Genomic DNA, 19,746 nt, shown 5'->3' with positions numbered 1-19,746 from the left:
TGCGTGCTGTGACCAGTGACGAGAGCAGCGCGAACCCGGTGGTGCAGCTGACCGCCGTGCGCAAGGAGTACAGCGATTCCGTGGCCCTGGACGGGGTCTCGCTGGGAATCCGCGCCGGTGAGGCGGTCGCGGTGATGGGACCGTCGGGCAGCGGCAAGTCGACGCTGCTGAACATGGTGGCCGGGCTGGACCGCCCGACGTCCGGCTCAGTCGTCGTCAACGGCGAAGACCTCGGCAAGCTCAGCGAGACGGGGCTCGCGCTGTTCCGCCGCCGGCGCATCGGCATGATCTTCCAGTTCTTCAACCTGCTCGACGACCTCCCGGCGCTCGACAACGTCGCCCTCGCCGCGCAGCTGACCGGAACTTCGGCCGCGCAAGCCCGCGCCCGCGCGCTGGAGCTGCTCGACGAGCTCGGGATCGCCGGGCGCCGCAACATCCACCCCGCGCAGCTCAGCGGCGGCGAACGCCAGCGCGTGGCCGTCGCCCGGGCGCTGATGAACCGGCCCGCCCTGCTGCTGGCCGACGAGCCCACCGGCGCGCTGGACAGCCGCTCCGGCGAGCAGGTGATGGACCTGCTGCTCGACCTCAACCAGATCGGGCAGACGCTGCTGCTCGTCACGCACGACGAGCGGCTCGCGAAGCAGTGCGCCACCCGCGTGGTCCACGTCGTCGACGGCCGGATCGCCGCGACCTCGGGTCTGGAGCGCACCTCGTGAGCGCCGTGTGGCGGGTGGCGCGCGCCGCGGTCCGGCGCCGGCGGGTGCAGACGGCCGTCATCGGCGTCGTGGTCGCCGTGTCGACGGGCACGATCGTGCTCGCGCTCGGGCTGCTGGTGTCGGCGTCAGGGCCGTTCCAGCGAGCGCACGCGGAGCAGAACGGCGCGCACCTCGTCGTCGCCTACGACACCACGCGGGTGCCGGGCGAGCGGCTCGCCGCCACCTCCGCGCGGCCCGGGGTCGAGGCGGCGGCCGGGCCGTTCGGGCAGGTCACGCTGGACACGGCGAAGAGCGTCGCGGCGCGGGCGGGCAGCCTGACCACGGTCGGGCGCGCGGACCCCGGGGGCGCCGTCGACCGGCTGGACGTGTGGGCGGGCCGGTGGGCGACGGCGCCCGGGGAGATCGTGCTGAACTTCCCGCGCGGCTCCGGCGACCTGGTCCCCGTCGGTTCGCGGATCGAGATCCCGGGCAAGCCCGTGCTCACCGTCGTCGGGTTCGCGTATTCGGTGAGCGCCTCCGCCGACGCGTGGGTGACGCCGGCCCAGCTGACGGCGCTGCGGCCCACCACGGCGCAGATGCTCTACCGCTTCACCCACGCCGCCACGGCGGCGGAGGTCGACGCGGGCCTGACCTCGGTGACGGCCGGGTTGCCGGCGAAGTCGGTGCTGGGCGAGCAGTCCTACCTGACCGTCGAGGAACGGCTCAACTCCGACGTCGGCCCGTACGTGCCGTTCCTGGTCCCGTTCGGGATCCTCGGGCTCGCGGTGGCCGTGCTGATCGTCGCCAACGTGGTGAGCGGCGCGGTGGTGTCCGGGTTCCGCGACATCGGGGTGCTCAAGTCGCTCGGCTTCACACCGAATCAGGTGATGGGCGTGTACCTGCTGATGGTGCTCGTCCCCGCCGCCCTCGGCTGCGTGGTCGGGACGATCGGCGGCAATCTCGTCGCCAAACCTGTGCTCACGGACGCGTTCAGCGCGTTCGGCGCGGGCGGTGTTGGGATCGACGCGTGGGTCGACGTCGTCGCGCTGGTGGGCTTGCCGCTGGTCGTCGTGCTGGCCGCGCTGGTTTCCGCGCTGCGGGCCCGCCGGCTGCCGGCGACGGCGGCGATCAGCGCGGGCAGCGGACCGCGGTTCGGGCGCGCGTTCACCGTCCAGCGGTGGCTCGCGGGCACCCGGCTGCCGCGGTCGGTCAGCCTCGGTCTCGGTGTGCCGTTCGCCCGCCCGGCGCGCAGCGCGCTGACGCTGGCGGCGATCGTGCTCGGCGTCATGACGGTGACACTGTCGATCGGCGTCACGCTGTCGGTGAACGCGTACAAAAACGCGATGCGGCCCGCGCACCCCGACCGCGTCGAGTTCCTCGCCGGCCTGCCCGACGGGCTCACCATTCCGGCCGGGCTGCCCGGTCCGCGTCCGGCGCCGGCGCTCACCGATTCTGCCGACGAAGCGATGCTGCGTTCGCTCCCCGGTTCCACCCGCGTCGCCGTCTCGGCCGAGCGCACCGTGCACCTGCTCGGCAGCCAGGAGAACCCGTCGGTCATCTTCTCGCGCGGGGACTCGGCGGCGCTGGGGCCGGAGATCCTCGACGGCCGATGGCCGGCGCGCGCCGGGGAAGCCGCCGCGCCGTCCCGGTTCCTCAACCAGCGCGGGCTCGCCCTCGGTGACACGATCACAGTGGAGCTGGGCGGAAATCGCACGCAGCTCACGCTCGTCGGGGTCACGCTGACCAACAACGACCAGGCGATCTACGCCGACTGGTCGACCCTCGACGTCCTCGCGCCGGGCACCCGCGCGGAGACCTACGACGTGCAGCTGGCTCCCGGCGCCGGCCGCGAAACGCTCGTGAGCGCGGTGCAGGCCCGCGACCCCGGGCTGGAGGCCGCTCCCCCGCGTGACGGCACGTCTTCGCAAGCCGTGCTCCTGGTCGGCAGTGCGTCGGTCCTGACGCTGGTGCTGGCGATCGTCTCGGCGCTGGGGGTGTTCAACACCGTGGTGCTCAACGCGCGCGAACGCCGCCGCGACCTGGGGATGCTCAAGGCGATCGGGATGACCCCGCGCCAGGTGACGGTCATGATGATCACCTCGGTGGGCGTCCTGGGTGTGGTCGGCGGCCTGCTCGGGCTCCCGCTCGGCTTCTTCGTGCACCGGCTGGTCGGGCCGGCCATGCTGCGGGCGGCCCAGTCGGACGTGTTCGGGTTCGTGATCGACGTTTACCGCGCGCCGATGCTCGTCGCGCTGGGGCTGGCCGGGGTCGCGATCGCCGTGCTGGGTGCGCTCATCCCCGCCGGACGCGCGGCTCGGCTGCCGATCGCGGCGGTGCTGCACAACGAATGAAGTGCTGGAGCGGGCCGGTCGTGCGGGCCCGCTTCAGTCCACTTCGGACTGCTCGGCGCGGCGGTAGTGCCGGCGCGCCTTGAGGCGGTTGCCGCACGTGGCCATCGAGCACCAGCGGGCGGTGTTGGCCTTGCTGTGGTCGATGAGGAACAGACGGCACTCCGGGTTGGCGCAGGGGCGCAGGCGGCCGGATTCGCGCAGGCCGTCCCAGGTGAGGACCGCGCGTGCGGCCGCGGTGTGACCCGCGGGGGCGTCGAGGGTCCAGCCGATGCCGTCGGCGCCGAGGGTCGCGAGGTATCCGACGCCTTCGACGAAACGCCCGACCGACGACGGTTCCGCGTCGCCGCGCACCACGTCCTGCAGGGTCGCGCGCAGGTCGAGCAGCGTGCGCCACTCCGCTTCCGTCGCCGGCTGGCCGTGGGCGGAGAGCCAGCGCCGGGCGTCTGCCGAGTCGGCGAGGTCGTCGTGCGGCGTGCCGTCGACGAGTGCCGTGGTGTTCAGCAGGTCGAGGACCAGTGTCTCGTCTGGCTCCATCGCTCTTCCCTCCATTGACCTAACCCTCAAATTCCCTCTTGACAGGTTAGTTCTACCATGTTTGAGTTCTAACTACCAGAAGCGACTTTAAGGGTTAGACATGAACGTGACGCCGATGCACCCGAGGACCAGCGAAGCCATGTCGATGTCGGAGATGGGTCAGTCCGAGATGTCCGGGTCCGGGATGCCGATGGGCCGGATGTCGATGTCCGGGCCGTCGTCGAGCCCGCTGCGGACGTTCCTGCGGACCGAGTCCGGCAGCGCCGGGATCCTCGTCGCGGCGATCGTGGTGGCCCTGGCCTGGGCGAACCTGGCGCCGGGCGCGTACGACGCCGTGTGGAACTGGGTGCTGAGCGTGCGGGTCGGGCCGCTGAGCGCCGCACTGCCGGTGCGCGACTGGGTCAACAGCGGCCTGATGACGCTGTTCTTCCTGGTGGTGGGGCTCGAGGCGCGGCGTGAGTTCGACCTCGGCGACCTGCGCGAACGCCGCCGCCTGATCCTGCCCGCCGTCGCCGGGCTGGCCGGCATGGCGGTGCCGGTGCTGATCTACCTGGCGCTCAACGGCGGCGGGCCCGGCGCGCACGGCTGGGGCGCGGCGATGTCGACCGACACGGCGCTGGCGCTGGGCGTGTTCACCGTGGTCGGGCGGGGTGCGCCCGAGCGGATCCGCACGTTCGTGCTCACCGTGTTCGTGGTGGACGACATCGTGGCGCTGGTGGTGATCGCGCTGGCGTACAGCGGGCACGTGGACCTGATGGCCGTCGGGATCGCCGCCGCCGCGTACGCCGGAGTGCTGGCGAGCCGCCGGCTCGACTACCGCTACCGCAAGCCGGTGTTCACCGCGCTGGCGCTGACGGTGTGGGGCGCGCTGCTGACCAGCGGGATCGACCCGGTCGTGGCGGGTCTGGCGGTGGGGCTCGCGACGTCGGCGTACGTGCCGAAGCGCGACTCGCTGGAGGAGGCGACCCAGCTGGTGCGCCTGTTCCGCGAGCAGCCCACCGCGGAGGCGGCCAGCTCGGCGAGCAAGCGGCTGAGCGCCACGCTGTCGGCCAACGCGCGGCTGCGCCACGCCTTCCACCGCGCGACGAGCTACGTCGTCGTCCCGCTGTTCGCGCTGGCCAACGCCGGCATCACCGTGAACACCGAGGTGCTGGGGAGCGCGGTGACCGCGCCGGTCACCGTCGGGATCTTCCTCGCCTACGTGCTGGGCAAGCCGGTCGCGGTGTTCGGCTCCTCGTGGCTGCTGACCCGACTGACCGGCGGGGCGCTGCAGCCGCAGGTCGGCTGGGCCGGGGTGCTGAGCGGCGGCGCGATGGCGGGGGTCGGGTTCACCGTGTCGCTGCTGATCGCCGACCTCGCCTTCACCGGGCGAGAACTGGAAGAGGCGAAGCTCGGCGTCCTCGCAGCCGCGGCGGGCGCGGCGCTGCTGACCTTCCTCGTGCAGAAGGTCACGGCCGCGCTGCCGGAGGAGGTGCGGACCCGCGCGCTGCTCGGCGACGCGCCCGTGCTGACCGACCTCGTCGCTCCGGTGGACCTGAGCCGCGACCACGTGCGCGGGCCGGAGGACGCGGCGGTGACCGTGGTCGAGTACGGCGACTTCGAGTGCCCGTGGACCGGCATGGCGGCACCGACCGCGCGCGAACTGCTGGCCGAGAACAGCGACATTCGCTACGTGTGGCGCCACCTGCCGCTGCACGACATCCACCCCCACGCGCAGCTGGCGGCCGAGGCTGCGGAGGCGGCGGGCGCGCAGGGCGCGTTCTGGCCGATGCACGACCTGTTGCTGGGCAACCAGACCGACCTGCACTTCGACGCCCTCGTCGGCTACGCCGAGCAGCTGGGCCTCGACGTCGACCGCTTCCGCGACGACCTGCTGCGCCGCCGGTTCGCCGGCCACGTCGAGCGCGACGTCGAGTCGGCCGACCTCAGCGGGGTCGCGGGGACGCCGACGTTCTTCGTCAACGACCAGCGCCACGACGGCCCGCAGGACCTCGCGACCCTGACCACCGTGATCACCGGCGCCCGCAGCCGCGTGACCGCCTTCGCCCCCGCGGCGGCGATCGTTCCCGCCGCGGCCTGAGCACCGTCCACAAGAGACCTGTCCACTCGCGACACCCGGAGGAAGTCATGTCCGCTCACACCACCACCAACACCACCGCCTCGGCCGAGATCGACACCACCGGCGCGCTGAGCCCCGACGTGGGCCTCGTCCCGGGCATCTACATCACCCGCCACGGCGCCCGGTTACCGATCTGGCCCCGCCGCCGGCACGCGACACCGAAGTCGCGCTGAGCCGCTTGACGGCAGCGGATTCCCGTCGGTTGGCGGGAATCCGCTGCCGTCTGGCACCCAGACCGGCAGTCGGCGCGCTCAGCCCAGCCCTTCGGACTCAGCCCAAGCATCTGCATCACCCGCCAGGGCGCCCGGTTGCCGATCTGGCCTCGGCGCCGGCACCGAAGTCACGCTGAGCCCGACGGACCGCAGCGGAATCCCCTCGGCTGACGGGAATCCGCTGCTGTCTGGCACCCCGGCCAGTAGTCGGCGCGCTCAACCCCGCCCTCGGCCTCAGCCCATGCACCTACGTCACCCGCCACGACGCTCGGTTGCCGATCTGGCCCCGCCGCCGGCACGCGGCACCGAAAACGCACTGAGCCCGTTTGCACGACAGTGGATTCCCGTCGGTTGGCGGGAATCCACTGCTGTCTGGCATCCAGACCGGTAGTGGACGCACTCAGCCCAGCCCTCGGATTCAGCCCGGGCATCTACATCACCCGGCGAGCCACTCGGTTGCCGATCTGGCCTCGGCGCCGGCACCGAAGACACACTGAGCCCGATGCACGGCAGTGGATTCCCGCCGATTGGCAGGAATCCACTGCCGTCTGGCACCCCGGCCAGTAGTCGGCGCGCTCCCCGCCCTCGGCCTCAGCCCAGCACCTACGTCACCCGCCACGACGCTCGGTTGCCAATCTGGCCCCGCCGCAGGCACGCGACACCGAAGTCACACTGAGCCCACTGCACAGCAACGGAATCCCGCCGGTTGGCGAGATCCCACTGCTGGCTGGCACCCAGGCCGGCAGTGGGCGCACTCAGCCCAGCCCTCGGACTCAGCCCGAGCACCTCCATAACCCGCCACGACGCTCAGTCGTTGTTCTGACCCCGACGCCGACACACGGCACCGAAAACGCGCCGATCCCGTTGCACGGCAGCGGATTCCCGCCTGTTGGCCAGAAACCGCTGCCGTCTGGCACCCAGACCGGTAGTGGGCGCACGCAGCCCAGCCCTCGGACTCAGTCCAAGCATCTCCATAACCCGCCACGACGCTCGGTTGCCGTTCTGCCCCGGCGCCGCACACGGCACCGAAAACGCGCTGAGCCCGTCGCACGACAACGGAATCCTGCCGGTTGGCGGGAATCCGCTGCTGTCTGGCACCCAGGCCAGTGGTCGGCGCGCCCCGTGGTTCCTAGCGTGACGGCCATGACCGAAGTGCTGCTGCCGATCGTGATCGGCCTGGTGTACGTGCTGCTGTCGTCCCTGATTCGCGAGCCGCACCGGCGGAGGTTCAACGCGCTCATGGTCGCCGGCGCGGGGGCGGCCTACCTCTCCGGCGGCGGGCTGGGCGTGTGGGAGCTGGCGTTCTGCGCGGTGATGACGCTGGTCGCCTTCCGTGGGCTGGACTCGTGGACGTTCATCGGGATCGGGTGGCTGCTGCACACGGCGTGGGACGTCGTCCACCACCTCAAGGGGGCGCCGATCCTGCCGTTCGCGGCGGACTCGTCGTTCGGGTGCGCGCTGACGGATCCGGTGATCGCGCTGTGGGCGTTCACGGGTGGGCGCAGTCCGTGGGCGTGGCTGCGCCGGAAGGCTCCGGCCGCGGTGGGCGGCTAGTCGCTGCGGCCACGCAGGGTGAGCACGACGCGGAGCACGTGCTCGACGGCCGACGGGAAGATGGCCGCGCGCAGCTCACCGCGCGTGGCGAGGTTCTGCGACGCGAACTCCAGCATGCGCTCGGGCCCCAGCCGCCGGACGACCAGCGCCGCGATCTCCTCCAGCTCGAGGTCGGGGTTGTCCAGGCGCCGCAGCGCGAACTCGACGACGAGCTCTTCGTCGGTCATGGCCCCTCCTCGTGGATCTCCCTCGTCCAGAATAGGCCACGTCGGACAGCCTGCCGACGTGTTCGTGGTCGCGGCACTCCCCCGCCCTCCGACGATCTTGCCGGGAACGTCCTACGGGCGAGTAGCGCCCGCACCTGCAAAAACTCCGCCAGATCACTTTAGTTACGACTATTGACTGTAACTTATCTCCCGTTTACGTTTCCCCGAACCGGTCACACGAACCGGACACCTCCGCCGGAAAGGGAGACGACCATGTCCGCAGGAGTTCCGCCCGCCGCCGCGCGGCTCGAGACGGTCATCGGCGATCGGAGGGTCGGCCGGTTCCACGTGCTGCTGCTCGCGCTGACCGGCTCGGTCATGTTCCTCGACGGTCTCGACACGCAGGCGATCAGCTTCGTCGCCCCCGTCGTGGCGAAGGAGTGGCACCTGCCGGTCGCGGCGCTGGGGCCGCTGTTCTCGGCGTCGATCGTCGGGCTGATGGTGGGGTACCTGCTGCTGGCACCGCTGGCGGCGCGGATCGAGCACCGCCGGCTGATCGCGCTGTCGGTGGCGCTGTTCGGCGTCTTCACGTTGCTGTGCGTGTTCGCGACGAACGAGACGCAGCTGATCGTGTTCCGCTTCTTCACCGGGGTGGGGCTCGGCGGGGCGATCCCGAGTGCGGTCGCGCTCGCCAGCGAGTTCGCTCCCGCCCGCCGACGTTCGACGTTCGTGATGTTCAGTTACTGCTGGCTGGCGCTGGGTTTCGTCGCGGCGAGCCTGCTGTCCGGCGTCCTCATCCCGGCCTGGGGCTGGCGCTCGATCTTCGTCCTCGGCGGGGTCCTGCCGCTGGCGGTGTCGGTCGTGCTCGCGGTCTGGCTGCCCCGTTCCCCGGTCCACCTGCTCCAGCGCGGTGAGCACGCCGAACTGCACGCGACGCTGCGCCGCCTGGCCCCCGACCTCGACCCGCGCGCCACGTTCGTCCTCGACGAGCCGGCAGCCGGGAAAGCCACCCGGCGCGACGTCCTGGGCCGCAACCGTCTCGCGGCCACCCTGCTGCTGTGGCTCGCGTTCGCGCTGAACCTCGGCGTGTTCTACGCCGTGCTCAGCTGGCTGCCGACGGTGCTGCTCCGCCTCGGCCACCCGACGTCGACGGCGGTCACGGCCACTGCCCTCGTCACCGTCGGCGGCATCGTCGCGGCGCTGGTCATCGGCCCGGCGATGGACAAGCGCGGCGCGTTCGCCACGCTCGGCACCGTGTACCTGATCGGCTCGGCCCTCATCGCCGTGCTGGGTTTCGCGCTCACCGGTTCGAGCGGGCTGCTGCTCGTGGCCGCCTTCCTCGCCGGCACGTGCGTGACCGGTGGGCAGATGAGCGTGATCGCGCTCGCCGCGGTGCTGTACCCGCCGCGGATCCGTTCGACGGGGGTCGGCTGGGCGCTCGGCATCGGGCGGGCCGGCGGCATCGTGGGGCCTCTGCTCGTCGGGGCCGCTCTCGGCGCGGGCGCCGGTGCGCGGGTGGTGTTCCTGGTGATGGCGGCGGTGTTCCTGCTCGCCAGCGGCACGGTCGCGGTGATGAGCCGCGTGAGCCGGCCCGCGGAGGTCCCGGTTCCGCAAGCCGACCCGCGTCCGGCGACGGCGGGCTAACGCGTCGGGTCCGCCAGCGCCAGCACAGTGCGCGCCCGCTCGACCATCGCCACGTCGAGGAACGTCCCGTCGGCCAGGGCGATCGCCCCGACCCCGGCCGCCGTGGCGTCGGCGACGCGCGCGACGACCTCGCTGGCCCGCGCCACCTCCTCCGCGCTCGGCAGGAACGCGGCGCGGATCGTCGCGAGCTGGGCCGGGTGGATCGCCGTCCGCCCGCGGAACCCGAGCGCCCGCCCGGCCCGGCACGACGCCGCCAGCCCGTCGAGATCGCGCACGTTGGTGTAGGCCGACATCGCCGGCGGCGCCAGCCGCGCAGCCCGCGCCGCCACGATCACGCGGCTGCGCGCCCACGTCAGCCCGGCTTCGTCGTCCACCCCCAGGTCCGACCGCAGATCCGCCTCGCCCAGCCCGATCGACGCCACCTGCGGCGACGCGGTCGCGATCTGCAACGCCCGCTCCACCCCCAGCGCCGACTCGATCAACGGGTGCAATGCGCGCCCCGGCAGCGCCGCGGCGAGCGCCAGCACCTCCTCGGCCGCCTCCACCTTCGGCATCCGCACGCCGACCGCCACCGGCAGCCCCGCCACCGCCTTGACGTCCACCTCGTGCCACGGCGTGCTGGGATGGTTCACGCGCACCTGCATCCGGCGCCCCTCCGGCAGGTCCGCCAGCATCCGCACGACGTCCCCACGCGCCTCCTCCTTGCGCGCCGGCGCCACGGCGTCCTCCAGATCCACCAGCACCACGTCGGCCTCCGACGCGAGCGCCTTCTCCACCCGCTCGGGCCGATCGGCGGGGGCGTAGAGGAAGGTCAACGGCGGGGTGGTGCTCATACCGCTTCTCCTTCGCTCACGACCGCGAGCCGCAGCGCCACATTCGCGCGCACCACGGCCCCAGATGCGGGCAGGTCGGCCCGGGCGTCGGGAAAGGCTTCCGTCGGGCTCATGCCGTACCCCCTTGGCTCGGGTCCGCGAGCGGCCGCACTGCGTTCGCCCGTCGCGCCCGCGGGCGTAGGCGCGACGGGTGCCTCGAACTCACCGAACCCAGTGCCGCCGCGCCGAGGTCGGACCGGGCGGCCAATGCGCGGGTCGGGGTTGTGCACATACCGCTCTCCTTGCACTCCGCGCCGGGGCCGGCCGCGCGGTTCGCGCGCCGTGTCGTTGTGCGCCGCAACTGCGGCGTCTTCGACGTCGTCGAAGACGCCGCCTTCTTCACTCGCTCGGGCCGGTCGGGCGGCGCGGCGAGGAACGTCAACGCCGGCGTCGCGGTCATACCGCTCCCCCTTCGCGCAGGGCCGCGAGCCGCAGCGCCACAATCGCCCGCCACAGCCCCGCGCGCGGGCACCTCGGCCCGGGCGTCGGGAAAAGCCTGCGGAAGCATCGCGCTCATACCTCGCCCCCTTCGTGGAGTTCGGCGATGCGTTCCGCCGAGAAGCCCAGTTCCTCCAGGACGGTGTCGGTGTCGGCGCCGTGGGGGCGGCCGGTGAAGCCGATGACGCCGTCGTTGGCGGAGAGGCGGAAGAGGGGGCCCTGCATGAGGAGGGGGCCGAGTTCGGGGTCGTCGATCTCGTGGATGGTGCCGAGGGCCTGGAACTGGGGGTCGGCGACGATGTCGGCGGCGTCGTAGATGGGGGCGACCGCGGCTTGGGCCTCCTCGAAGGCGGCGACGACCTCGGCGCGGCTGCGCTGGGCGATCCAGCCGCCGACGGCTTCGTCGAGTTCGTCGGCGTGCTGGGCGCGGTCGGCGCCGCGGGCGAACCACGGCTGGTCGGCGAGGTCGGGGCGCCCGACGAGCCGCACCACGCGCTCGGCCACCGACTGCGCCGAGGTGGACACGGCGACCCACTGGCCGTCGGCGGTGCGGTAGGTGTTGCGCGGGGCGTTGTTGATGGACCGGTTGCCCGTGCGCGGCTGCACGGTCCGAAGCTGGTCCCACCGCGTGATCTGCGGGCCGAGCATGGCGAGGATCGGCTCGATGATCGCGGTGTCCACGACCTGCCCGCGTCCGCTGGTGGCGCGGGCCGAAAGCGCGACCATGATCGCGTAGGCCGTGGCCAGGGACGCGACGCCGTCGGCGAGGCCGAAGGGCGGGAGCGTCGGCGGGCCGTCCGGCTCGCCCGTGGTGGCGGCGAACCCGCTCATCGCCTCGGCGAGCGTGCCGAAGCCGGGCCGCGAGCGGTACGGGCCGAACTGCCCGAACCCGGTCACGCGCGCGAGCACCAGCCGCGGGTTGCGGGCCGAAAGCTCGTCGTAGCCGAGGTGCCAGCGTTCGAGGGTGCCGGGGCGGAAGTTCTCGATCACCACGTCGGCCTGGGCGGCCAGCGCCAGGAACACCTCCCGCCCGCCTTCACTGCCGAGGTCCGCGGTGACGGTGCGCTTGTTGCGCCCGAGCGTTTTCCACCACAGGTTGACCCCGTCTTTGGCGACGCCGTGCGTGCGCGACGGGTCGGGGCGGCTCGGGTGCTCGACCTTGATCACCTCGGCGCCCATGTCACCCAGGTGCATCGCGGCCATCGGCCCGGCGAACAGCGTGGACGCGTCCACCACCCGCAACCCGGCGAGCGCGCCGCCGGCGGAATCCCGCGACGTCGTCATGCCGTCACCTCCCAAGCGCAGCGGAAGCCGACCGTCGCGGCGCGCGCCAGGCCCAGGCCGGGCAGCAGGAGCTTCGCGCTGACGTCCGGCGCGTGGCGGCCGCCCGCCACGTACCACTCGGATCCCTCGGCCCGGTAGTCGCTGCCGCCCTTGAGCATCACGAAGCGGGTCCGCCCGTCGGAGTGCTCGCTCTCGGTCCAGTTCCACACGGCGGGCTCGCCCCGGCGCAGGCCGCCGGTCTCCCCCGCCAGCTGCCACTCGTCCTCGGTGGGCAGCCGGCCGCCGCGCCACGCGCAGTAGGCGCGGGCGTCGTCGAGGTCCACATAGGTCACGGGCTCGTCCGGATTCCCCGGCACACCGTCGATCCAGTGGGCGAGAAACCGGTGCGCGTAGGCGGGCCGGTAGCCGGTGGCGGTGAGGAACTCGGCGAACTGAGCGTTGGTGACCTCGGTGCTTGCCACCGCGACGGAAGTCGTGAGCGAGCCCTCGCGCTGGAGGGTCCGGGCGTCGTGCAGCCGCGGCGGGAGCGGCTTCCATTCGTCGACGTAGGGTGCGCCCTGGTACATCCCGGTTTCGCGGGCCTGGTAGCGGACGGTCAGCACATACGGGCCGGCCGGCACCGTCACGACATCAACGTCAGGTCGGCCAGTGGTCCTTTGTGGACTCAGCCGTTCGGCGATCCGGTGTGGGAACCGCGAATGGGCATTGTGGGGCGCCGACTTCAGCGCATCGAGCAGCTCCGGCAACCACGCGGGTTCGGGAGTGCCGTCGGCGAGGTGCAGCACCGCGCCGATGCCACGGGCGGGCACCCCACCCAGCAGATCGAGGACCTTGCCGGGCCCGGCGGGCAGAACGTCACCGGTGTAGTCCGTCTCGCCGCGGTTGACGAGTGTCCACAGTGTCACGCCGTCGAGCTCCCAGCCGGACGCGTAGACGCCGGCGCTGTCGGCTTCGGGCGTCAGCTCGGCGAGCGGGGTCCACTCACCGCCCAGCAGCAGGTCGCCGGCCGCGCGCTGCACGGTCACCATGCGCCGCACGGTCGCGGCGTCGCGGGCCGACCAGCCGACCCACACGCCGAACACGACCTCCCACACCATCACGCCGACGCCGTTGAGCCACGCCGACTGCAGCTCCTCGGAGTGGTCGCGGTGCCAGCGGCGCACGTGGTGCTGCATGTGGCGCCGCTCGTACCAGTGGGCGCGCAGCACGCCGGGCACGGGCGAGTCGGCGAAGAACTGGGCCCACGACGCCGTGTGGTCGGCGATGCGCTCGACCGGCAGCTTCGACTCGCCCTCCAGCACGATCCCGGGACGCGCGGCTTCGAGCCGTTCGACGAAGCCCGGTTCGGCTTTCTTGAGCGTGTCGAGGAAAACGCCGTCGGCCTCGAAGTCGGCGACGAGGGCGGCCAGCTCGGTGAGGTCGTCGGCGCCCCGGCGGGTGCCGACGTCCCACGGGTTGTAGTCCACGAACACGTGCAGGCCGGCGTCGTGCAGGGCCTTGACGAGCTCCGCCAGGCCGGGAACGTCGCGGTAGTAGTCCCACTGGTTGCGGTCGTCGAGGCCGATCACGGGATAGGCGTGCCAGAGCACGACGGCGTCGAGGCCGCCGAAGCGTTCGCGGGCGTCGGCGAGGAACACCTCGGGCGTGAACTTGTGCTCGGCGAAGGAGTACAACAGCTCGTCCCACAGCCAGACCTGCGCCACGGTGTGGCAGCGCGCGGCCCACGCGGCGCCGGGGCGTTCGTAGGCCTCGCCGGTGTAGTCGTGGCGACGGCGAGAATCCTCGCGCCAGCGCCGCAGGTTCTCCCGCCACGCCGGCCGGTCGGCCGGGTCCGCGGGCGCGGCGAAGATCTTGGCCTCGTCGAGGGCGACGAGCTGCTCGTCGGTGAGCGGGGTCAGCGGGACCTCCGCCGGCCGGTCGATCGGACGCGGCACGAGGGGGTCGAACGGGGCGGTCATCGCACCTTTTCTCCGGCCGCGAAAGCCGCGACCTCTTCGGCAGTGGGAACGGCGGCCTGCGCGCCGGGCCGCGTGACGGCCAGCGCTCCGGCCACGCACGCGAGCCGCGCGGCTTCGGCCAGCGATCGGCCTTGCGCGAGACCCGCGGCGAGCACCCCGCAGAACGTGTCACCGGCGCCGGTCGTGTCCACAGTGGTCACCCGGATTCCGGGGACGGTAACAGGTTCCCGGCCGCGTTCGGCCACGAGGCAGCCGTCGCCGCCGAGCGTCACCACGACGGCGGGCACGCGGCCGAGCAGAGTTTCGCGGCCGCCGAGGTCGGCGGCTTCGTGCTCGTTGACCACCAGCACGTCGACCGCGGCCCAGACATCGGCCGGCAGCTCCCGCGACGGCGCGGCATTGAGCACGAACAGCGCACCCGGCTTGCGCGCGGCCGCGGCGGCGCGCACCACCGCGAGCGGGATCTCCAGCTGCGCCAGCACCACGTCGGCCACCGCGATCCGCGCGGCCTCCACCTCGCCGATCCGCACGCGCTCGTTCGCACCCGGCGCCACGACGATCGCGTTCTCGCCGTCCGGCGACACGGTGATGAACGCCGTGCCCGTGGCCGCTTTCGTCCGCGCGACGAGGTCGGTCCGCACACCGGCGCCACCCAGCGACAGCAGGATCAGGTCCCCGGCCTCGTCCTCACCGAGCGCGCCCACGAACGTCGTGTGCGCTCCCCCGGCCAGGGCGGCAGCCGCAGCCTGGTTCGCGCCCTTGCCGCCGGGGCTGCGCCGCAGCCGCCCGCCGAGGACCGTCTCCCCCGCCCGCGGCGGCCGCGGCGCGTCGACGACCAGGTCCACGTTCGCCGACCCGACCACCACGACACTCCCGCTCACGACACACGCTCCCTGCCACCGACGGACCCTGATGAGCCGGCGCTGCTCGGCAACGCGACCGGGATTTCCCCGCCCGCGCTTGCAGCAACGCCGACGAGTGGCGCCGCCGGCGCGAACCGGCGCGTCGTCACGACGCGCGCTCCGCGAGGGCGACCAACCGCGCCGCCAAGACGACGCCCCGCGACGCGTGCAGGATTTCCCCTGCCGCCGCGCTGACGAACCGACCCGACCACCACGACACTCCCGGTCACGACACACGCTCCGCCAGTGCGACCGTCCGGGCCGCCAGGTCGGTGATCTTCTGTTCGCCACCCGGCAACGACGTCGCGATGCGGCCGTCCAGGGGCTTGACCCACTGGGCGCCGATGCCGTCCACGCCGCGCAGGGCGCCGACCACGCCGCCGACGGTGGCGGCGGCCGAGTCGGTGTCCCAGCCCGCCGTGACGGCGAGGGAGATGCTCGGGCCGAACTCGCCGGCACCCTGGGCGAGGGCGTAGGCGATGACGGCGGCGTTGCCGAGCACGTGGACCCAGTGCAGGTCGCCGTAGGCGGCGTGGAGGCGGTCGAGGCCGGTGCGGATGTCGCCGGAAGACGCGGCTTCGCGGCCGAGGCGCACGGCCTCCGCCAACCGGCTACCCGGCGGGATCACCGTGAAGGCGGCGTCGAGCACCTCGTCCACCGACGAGCACACCATCGCCGCCGAGGCCAGGGCCGCGGCCCACATCGCGCCGTAGACGCCGTTGCGGGTGTGGCTGAGCCGGGCGTCGGTCCACGCCAGGTGTGCGGCCGCGCGCAGGTCGCCCGGGGAGACCCAGCCGAAGACGTCCGTGCGGATCAGCGCGCCGATCCATTCGCGGAACGGGTTGAGGTGCGTCGCGGTCTCGGGTACCGGGCGGGCGTCGAGGATGTTGCGGTAGGCCGCTCGCTCGGCCGTGAACACGCGCCCGGCCGGGAGGTTGTCGAGCCACAGCTGGGCGACGTCCTCGGTGGTGAAGCCGCGCCCGCGCGTCTCGAGCAGGGTGAGCGCCAGCATCGGGTAGTTGAGGTCGTCGTCCTCGGGCATGCCGTGGATGTTCTCCGCGAGCGACGTCGGCGCCGAGCGCTTGTTCCACGGCCAGCGCGCGGCGACGTCGGCAGGCAGCCCGACGGCGGTGAACCACGTCTCCAGCGGCCACCGGCCCGTGGCGCGCAGGATCTCCTCGATGCCCTCGCGCGGGATCTTCTCCACCGGCTTGCCCAGCAAGCACCCGGCGGCCCGCCCGGTCCACGCGCCGAGCACCCGCCCGTCGCGCAGACCCCGCGGCAGGGACGGCGCGGCCGGCAACGTGGCGACGATCGAGTCCCAGTCGTCGGGCTCGTCGGGCGCCGAAGCGACCGGCCGGGCGGACAGCTCGTCGAGCAACGTGCGCGCCAGCGCCCGCAGGGCGGGCGGCGCCGGGTTCGGCCCGGCACCGCTCACGGCGGGGACGGGGTCGCCGCCCGCCGCCACCCAGCGTTCCCGCACGTCCGCGGTGACGCGACCCTCCACGGAGGACTGGACGAGCTCGTGCGCGAGCAGGTCCTCGGGCTGGGCCCAGGTCAGCCTCACGCCCGCGCCCCCGCCTCGACGGGAAGGGCACCGTCCAGGCCGTCCAGCGCCTTGACCCGGGCCTGTGCCCGCTCCCGGTCGGCCCGCATGATGTCGGCCGCCGCCGAGGCCAGCACACGGCCGGTCTCGACGATGTCCATGCGGCTGGCCTCGCTGATCGGGTCGAGCCACTCCGCCGGCACGACCTGGGCACCACCGAGGGCCGCGCAGATCGCCCCGGCCATGGCGGCGATCGAGTCCGCGTCACGCCCGTAGTTCACGGCCGCGAGCACGGCACCCCGGAAGTCACCGCGGTGCGCGAGCACGAACGCGAGCGCCGCGGGCAGCTCCTCGATGGACTTGGTCCGCGACGGCCGCCGCGCGTCCAGCGACATCTGCCGGTACTCCGGCCCCACCGAGTCGAACGGCGCCACGACTTCCCGCACCTTGCGGGCCAGCGCGCGTTCCTCCTCGTCGGTGGCCGGCGCCGCGGTGGTGGTCCCGCCGAAGGCGTCGATCACCGCGCGCAGCGCCTCCGCCGTGCCGTCGTGCGCGAGCTCCAGCGCCGCCGCGGTCACGTCGCCCAGCGTCGCGCCCGGGGCGGCCGCGGCCGCGACCAGCGCCGCGAGGACGCCGGCCGCTTCCCGGCCGTAGCTCGACTGGTGCGCGCCCGTGAGGTCGATCGCCTCGGCGTAAGCACCGCGGGGATCACCCGCGTTGACCACGCCCACCGGCGCGACGTACATCGCCGCACCGCAGTTGACGACGTTGCCCACGCCCGCTTCGCGCGGGTCCACGTGTCCGTAGTGGAGCCGGGCGACGATCCACTTCTCCGCCAGGAACACGCGCTGCAGCAGCAGCGCCGTGGACTCCAGCTCCGGCACCCACTGCGGTTCGCCGATCATCAGCGGCACGAGGTCCTCGGCCACTGCGAACGCGTCGAGGTGCTCACGGCGCTTCGCGTAGACCTCCACGAGCGCCCGCGTCATGAGGGTGTCATCGGTGATGTGCCCGTCGCCCTTGTGGTACGGCGCGATGGGACGCGCGTCGCGCCAGTTCGGGTACCACGGTCCCACGATGCCGGTCACGCGGCCGCCGTGGCGTTCCTCGATCTGCTCGGGGGTCCACCCTTCGACGGCCCCGCCGAGGGCGTCGCCCACGGCCGCGCCGGTGATCACCGCGACGGCCCGGTCTTCCAGCCAGGTCAAGAGAATCGTCTCCAGTCCCAATTCGTTTTGTGGTCACACTTCAGTTGGTGGTAACGCTCTTCCAGCCGTTCTGCAGCTGGGTCGTCAAGCCACCGGCGTCGATCTTCTGAGCCAGGAACTGCTGGTACGCCGGCGTGGCGATGGTGTCCTTCCACTGCGGGTATTTGCTCGCGAACAGGTACGGCGCCGACGTGATGTACTGGCCCGAGGCGAGGATCTGGTCCCAGCCGGTCTTGCCGGCGAGCTTCGTGGCCAGCGCCTGGCGCGCGGAGTTCGTGGGCGGGATCAGGGCGTCGGCCTCGTTCATCGCGGCCAGGTTGTCGGTGTTGGTGAAGTAGTCGATGAACTCGGCGGCTTCCTTGACGTGCGCGGAGTCCTTGTTCACCGACAGCGTCTGCGGGCTGGCGGCCTGCGCGGGACCGGCGGGGCCGGCCAGCGGCGGCAGCGTGACCCAGTCGAAGCCCTTCGGCGCGTCCTTCGCGATGTTGGCCGCCTGGTAGGAACCCTGCACGGTCATCGCGGTCTGGCCCGCGTAGAACGGCGCGAGCGCCTTCGAACCCGACTGCGTCAGCGTGACCGGCAGGATCGAGTGGTCCTGGTAGGCCATCTCGTCGACGAGCTTCGGCAGCGCCGTCTCGCCCTCGCCCACCGTCAGGTTGGCCTGGTCACCGGTGCCCTGGAAGTACTTGCCGCCGAAGCCGGGGGCCAGCGCGACGAACGCCGCCGTCGGGCTCGACAGGCCCCAGCCGAGGCCGTAGGTGGACCCCTTGGTGGTGGCCTTGGAGATCTGGCGCAGCTGGTCCCACGTCATGGTCTTGCCGGTCGGCACGGCGACCCCGGCCTGCTGCAGCAGCTTCTTGTTCGCGAAGACCACATAGGACTGCACCTCGGTCGGGAACGCGACGACCTTGCCGCCGAACGTCACCGAGTCCAGCACGCCCTTCTGGAAGTCGGCGCGCTTGGCCTGCGAGAGGTACGGCGTGAGGTCGGCGAGGTAGTCGTCCTCGGCGAACGGCTCGATGCCCGCCGCCTCGTAGTGCACGATGTCCGGCGCGGTGCCGGCGTTGAACTGGGTGATCAGCTTGTCGTAGACGCTGTCCCAGCCGGCCTGCACGATCTTCACCTGCACGTCGGGGTGCGCGGTGTTCCAGGCGCCGACGATCTTCTGCGTCTCGGCGATCGCGGCCGGCTGGTCGGACAGGGACTGGAACGTGAGGGTGACGGGGCCACTCGCGTCACCGCTGCCGCTGCCGCACGCGGCGACGAGCAGGGCGGTGACCATCAGGCTGGCGGCGGCCAGCAGGCGTCGTGTCTTCATCGACCGACCTTTCGGGGATTTCTGTTGGGGGATTTCGGGGTTGGCGGTTTCGCGGGGTCCGGGCGGGTGCGGGGTCATCCCTTCACCGCCCCGGCCATGAGCCCGCTGGTGAGCTTCCTCCGCAGGATGCTGAAGAAGACGATGCTGGGGATCGCGGCGAGCACGGCCCCGGCGGCGAGCGGTCCGAGGGCGGTCTTGCCCTCACCGCCCACGAACATGTTCAAGGTGATGGGCAGCGTGTAGTTCTCGGGCGACTGCAGCAGCACCAAGGCGAAGAAGAACTCGTTCCACGAGGACACGAAGCTGAACATCGCCGTCGCGACCACGCCGGGGGCCAGCAGCGGGAAGACGATCGTGCGCAGCACGGTGAACCGGCTCGCGCCGTCCATCGCGCCCGCTTCTTCGAGCTCTGTGGGGATCGCGGCCACGTACCCCTGCAGCATCCACAATGCGAACGGCAGCATGTACGTTGTGTGCACGAGCGTGAGCCCGACGAGGTTGTCGGCCAGCCCGAGCGTCCGCAGGATCAGGAACAGCGGCAGGATGATCAGCACCACCGGGAAGACCTGGCTCACCAGGATCCAGCCGACACCGGCGATGCGGACCTTGCCCTTGAGCCGGGCCAGCACGTAGGACGCCGGCACGGAGATGATGATCGACAGCACCGTCGAGGCCAGCGCCACGAGGAGGCTGTTCCACGCCGAGTGCAGAAGTCCTTGGCGCGTCAGGGCTTCGCTGTAGTTCTCCCAGTGCCACTCCTGCGGCAGCAGGTTCACCGTCAGCGAGTTGAGCTCACCCGAGGACTTCACCGAGGCCGACATCAGCCACAGCAGGGGGAACCCGAGGAACAGGATGTACAGCGCCAGGGCCACGTACTGGGCCGGACGAACGAGCAAGCGCATGGC

At 72.3% G+C, this 19,746-nt stretch carries 16 protein-coding genes; 6 read left to right on the top strand and 10 right to left on the bottom strand.

Translation table 11 applies throughout. The annotated features are described in order from the left end of the window. Positions 1 to 8: 8 nt before the first annotated feature. Positions 9 to 716 (top strand): ABC transporter ATP-binding protein, encoded by a 708-nt coding sequence (locus ACQPXB_RS18485; RefSeq protein ID WP_432853686.1) that lies wholly within the window; start codon positions 9 to 11, stop codon positions 714 to 716. After that, positions 713 to 3,046 carry an FtsX-like permease family protein gene (locus tag ACQPXB_RS18480; protein WP_432853683.1) on the top strand — a complete coding sequence of 778 codons (2,334 nt, stop codon included), beginning with the start codon at positions 713 to 715 and terminating at the stop codon, positions 3,044 to 3,046. The genes ACQPXB_RS18485 and ACQPXB_RS18480 overlap by 4 nt, the downstream gene beginning before the upstream one ends. Before the next feature lie 33 nt (positions 3,047 to 3,079). Here the strand turns inward: ACQPXB_RS18480 and ACQPXB_RS18475 are convergent, their stop codons facing one another. Continuing rightward, on the bottom strand, positions 3,080 to 3,580 hold the full coding sequence (locus tag ACQPXB_RS18475) for a CGNR zinc finger domain-containing protein (RefSeq protein ID WP_432853680.1): 501 nt from the start codon (positions 3,578 to 3,580) through the stop codon (positions 3,080 to 3,082). Between the two features lie 100 nt (positions 3,581 to 3,680). Between ACQPXB_RS18475 and ACQPXB_RS18470 the strand changes: the two genes are divergently transcribed. The 3 genes from ACQPXB_RS18470 (at position 3,681) to ACQPXB_RS18460 (ending at position 7,465) form a co-directional block, all read left to right on the top strand. Continuing rightward, positions 3,681 to 5,660 (top strand): Na+/H+ antiporter NhaA, encoded by a 1,980-nt coding sequence (locus ACQPXB_RS18470; protein ID WP_432853677.1) that lies wholly within the window; start codon positions 3,681 to 3,683, stop codon positions 5,658 to 5,660. A gap of 47 nt (positions 5,661 to 5,707) precedes the next feature. After that, on the top strand, positions 5,708 to 5,872 hold the full coding sequence (locus ACQPXB_RS18465; protein WP_432853674.1) for a hypothetical protein: 165 nt from the start codon (positions 5,708 to 5,710) through the stop codon (positions 5,870 to 5,872). A 1,182-nt stretch (positions 5,873 to 7,054) separates the two neighbouring features. After that, positions 7,055 to 7,465 carry a DUF6010 family protein gene (locus ACQPXB_RS18460; RefSeq protein WP_386953610.1) on the top strand — a complete coding sequence of 137 codons (411 nt, stop codon included), beginning with the start codon at positions 7,055 to 7,057 and terminating at the stop codon, positions 7,463 to 7,465. On the opposite strand, the gene ACQPXB_RS18455 is transcribed toward ACQPXB_RS18460, so the two are convergent. After that, positions 7,462 to 7,692: a hypothetical protein gene (locus ACQPXB_RS18455; RefSeq protein WP_220239402.1), complete on the bottom strand. Its 231-nt coding sequence runs from the start codon at positions 7,690 to 7,692 to the stop codon at positions 7,462 to 7,464. The two genes, ACQPXB_RS18460 and ACQPXB_RS18455, sit on opposite strands and share 4 nt — an antisense overlap. Positions 7,693 to 7,944: 252 nt before the next feature. Between ACQPXB_RS18455 and ACQPXB_RS18450 the strand changes: the two genes are divergently transcribed. Further along, on the top strand, positions 7,945 to 9,315 hold the full coding sequence (locus ACQPXB_RS18450; RefSeq protein WP_432853670.1) for an MFS transporter: 1,371 nt from the start codon (positions 7,945 to 7,947) through the stop codon (positions 9,313 to 9,315). Here the strand turns inward: ACQPXB_RS18450 and ACQPXB_RS18445 are convergent. From ACQPXB_RS18445 to ACQPXB_RS18410, 8 genes are all read right to left on the bottom strand, one after another. Next, a complete protein-coding gene (locus tag ACQPXB_RS18445) occupies positions 9,312 to 10,148 on the bottom strand; it encodes an HpcH/HpaI aldolase/citrate lyase family protein (protein ID WP_432853667.1) in 837 nt (278 codons plus the stop codon). The two genes, ACQPXB_RS18450 and ACQPXB_RS18445, sit on opposite strands and share 4 nt — an antisense overlap. A gap of 552 nt (positions 10,149 to 10,700) precedes the next feature. Continuing rightward, entirely contained in the window at positions 10,701 to 11,909 is a 1,209-nt protein-coding gene (locus ACQPXB_RS18440; RefSeq protein ID WP_366578269.1) for a CaiB/BaiF CoA transferase family protein, read from the bottom strand. After that, positions 11,906 to 13,867 (bottom strand): SUMF1/EgtB/PvdO family nonheme iron enzyme, encoded by a 1,962-nt coding sequence (locus tag ACQPXB_RS18435; RefSeq protein ID WP_386953604.1) that lies wholly within the window; start codon positions 13,865 to 13,867, stop codon positions 11,906 to 11,908. Before ACQPXB_RS18435 ends, ACQPXB_RS18440 begins: the two co-directional genes overlap by 4 nt. Beyond that, positions 13,864 to 14,748, bottom strand: a complete 885-nt coding sequence (locus ACQPXB_RS18430) for a ribokinase (protein ID WP_432853663.1) — start codon at positions 14,746 to 14,748, stop codon at positions 13,864 to 13,866. Before ACQPXB_RS18430 ends, ACQPXB_RS18435 begins: the two co-directional genes overlap by 4 nt. 247 nt (positions 14,749 to 14,995) lie before the next feature. Next, positions 14,996 to 16,336, bottom strand: a complete 1,341-nt coding sequence (locus tag ACQPXB_RS18425) for an ADP-ribosylglycohydrolase family protein (RefSeq protein ID WP_432853660.1) — start codon at positions 16,334 to 16,336, stop codon at positions 14,996 to 14,998. Continuing rightward, positions 16,333 to 17,523 (bottom strand): ADP-ribosylglycohydrolase family protein, encoded by a 1,191-nt coding sequence (locus tag ACQPXB_RS18420; RefSeq protein ID WP_432853657.1) that lies wholly within the window; start codon positions 17,521 to 17,523, stop codon positions 16,333 to 16,335. The genes ACQPXB_RS18425 and ACQPXB_RS18420 overlap by 4 nt, the downstream gene beginning before the upstream one ends. A gap of 40 nt (positions 17,524 to 17,563) precedes the next feature. After that, positions 17,564 to 18,841: an ABC transporter substrate-binding protein gene (locus tag ACQPXB_RS18415; RefSeq protein ID WP_366578259.1), complete on the bottom strand. Its 1,278-nt coding sequence runs from the start codon at positions 18,839 to 18,841 to the stop codon at positions 17,564 to 17,566. A gap of 74 nt (positions 18,842 to 18,915) precedes the next feature. Next, complete coding sequence (locus ACQPXB_RS18410; RefSeq protein ID WP_386953598.1) at positions 18,916 to 19,743, bottom strand: carbohydrate ABC transporter permease; 828 nt, start codon at positions 19,741 to 19,743, stop codon at positions 18,916 to 18,918. Between the last annotated feature and the right edge of the window lie 3 nt (positions 19,744 to 19,746).

This window comes from Amycolatopsis sp. CA-161197 (genome assembly GCF_050942255.1).
GTDB lineage: Bacteria > Actinomycetota > Actinomycetes > Mycobacteriales > Pseudonocardiaceae > Amycolatopsis.
This window is presented reverse-complemented; position numbering and strand designations above follow the sequence as displayed.

Excerpts from the sequence above, each read along its gene's own strand:
- ACQPXB_RS18475 (WP_432853680.1), bottom strand. The coding sequence starts at position 3,580 with ATGGAGCCAGACGAGACACTGGTCCTCGACCTGCTGAACACCACGGCA.
- ACQPXB_RS18470 (WP_432853677.1), top strand. The coding sequence starts at position 3,681 with ATGAACGTGACGCCGATGCACCCGAGGACCAGCGAAGCCATGTCGATG.
- ACQPXB_RS18465 (WP_432853674.1), top strand. The coding sequence starts at position 5,708 with ATGTCCGCTCACACCACCACCAACACCACCGCCTCGGCCGAGATCGAC.
- ACQPXB_RS18460 (WP_386953610.1), top strand. The coding sequence starts at position 7,055 with ATGACCGAAGTGCTGCTGCCGATCGTGATCGGCCTGGTGTACGTGCTG.
- ACQPXB_RS18455 (WP_220239402.1), bottom strand. The coding sequence starts at position 7,692 with ATGACCGACGAAGAGCTCGTCGTCGAGTTCGCGCTGCGGCGCCTGGAC.
- ACQPXB_RS18450 (WP_432853670.1), top strand. The coding sequence starts at position 7,945 with ATGTCCGCAGGAGTTCCGCCCGCCGCCGCGCGGCTCGAGACGGTCATC.
- ACQPXB_RS18445 (WP_432853667.1), bottom strand. The coding sequence starts at position 10,148 with ATGAGCACCACCCCGCCGTTGACCTTCCTCTACGCCCCCGCCGATCGG.
- ACQPXB_RS18440 (WP_366578269.1), bottom strand. The coding sequence starts at position 11,909 with ATGACGACGTCGCGGGATTCCGCCGGCGGCGCGCTCGCCGGGTTGCGG.
- ACQPXB_RS18435 (WP_386953604.1), bottom strand. The coding sequence starts at position 13,867 with ATGACCGCCCCGTTCGACCCCCTCGTGCCGCGTCCGATCGACCGGCCG.
- ACQPXB_RS18415 (WP_366578259.1), bottom strand. The coding sequence starts at position 18,841 with ATGAAGACACGACGCCTGCTGGCCGCCGCCAGCCTGATGGTCACCGCC.
- ACQPXB_RS18410 (WP_386953598.1), bottom strand. The coding sequence starts at position 19,743 with ATGCGCTTGCTCGTTCGTCCGGCCCAGTACGTGGCCCTGGCGCTGTAC.